Here is a 622-nt window from a genome sequence, read left to right as displayed (position 1 = left end):
GAGAAATTTATTTTTTAAATTTCTTATATATTTCTCTTCGATGTCCTATTTCGAATGCAAAAATAAACAATTCATTATCATTAATTTCAGCAAGCATTCTATAATTACCCACTCTAAATCTATAAATACCTTTTAAATTACCCTTAAGTTCTTTTGCTAATTTTTTTGGATTATCTGATTCTATTAAATTTTTAATAATCCAGCTCTTAATAATTCTTGCTACTTGCTGATCAAGTTTTTCAATTGATTTTTTGGCACTACTTGAGAATTTTATCTCATACATTTTTAAATACTTCTTCAAAGCTATAAATATTATCTTTTTTAGCTTCTTTAAGTGAAATTAAAATTTTATTTTCATCTAAATTTAACTCATCTTCTATTTTTTCTAAAATAGTATCTCTTATAAATTTTGATAGTTGCAAATTATTAATTGCTAGATATTCTTTTAGTAAAATATCTTCTTGATCACTAATTCTTAACGATATTGTTCTCATGATTTTACCTTTGTATTATTTGTAATACATTATAACACATTTTATAATTATCACAAAATAATATTTTATCTTAGTGCTTTTAATCTTCGCATTGAAACAATAAAATAAGTATAAGAAATTAATTTAAA

General features: G+C 21.2%; 2 protein-coding genes. Both read right to left on the bottom strand.

The annotated features are described in order from the left end of the window. Nucleotides 1–7: 7 nt before the first annotated feature. Nucleotides 8–283, bottom strand: coding sequence for a type II toxin-antitoxin system RelE family toxin (locus L8V85_RS08320; RefSeq protein ID WP_263737827.1), 276 nt, complete (start codon nucleotides 281–283; stop codon nucleotides 8–10). Next, nucleotides 276–494: a type II toxin-antitoxin system RelB family antitoxin gene (gene relB / locus L8V85_RS08315; protein ID WP_039628375.1), complete on the bottom strand. Its 219-nt coding sequence runs from the start codon at nucleotides 492–494 to the stop codon at nucleotides 276–278. The genes L8V85_RS08320 and relB overlap by 8 nt, the downstream gene beginning before the upstream one ends. Nucleotides 495–622 lie beyond the last annotated feature (128 nt).

The sequence above is a fragment of the Campylobacter sp. IFREMER_LSEM_CL2090 genome, assembly GCF_025771865.1.
Lineage (GTDB): Bacteria > Campylobacterota > Campylobacteria > Campylobacterales > Campylobacteraceae > Campylobacter_D > Campylobacter_D lari_D.
Note: the sequence above shows the minus strand (reverse complement) of the source record. Positions and strands in the feature narration are given on the sequence as shown.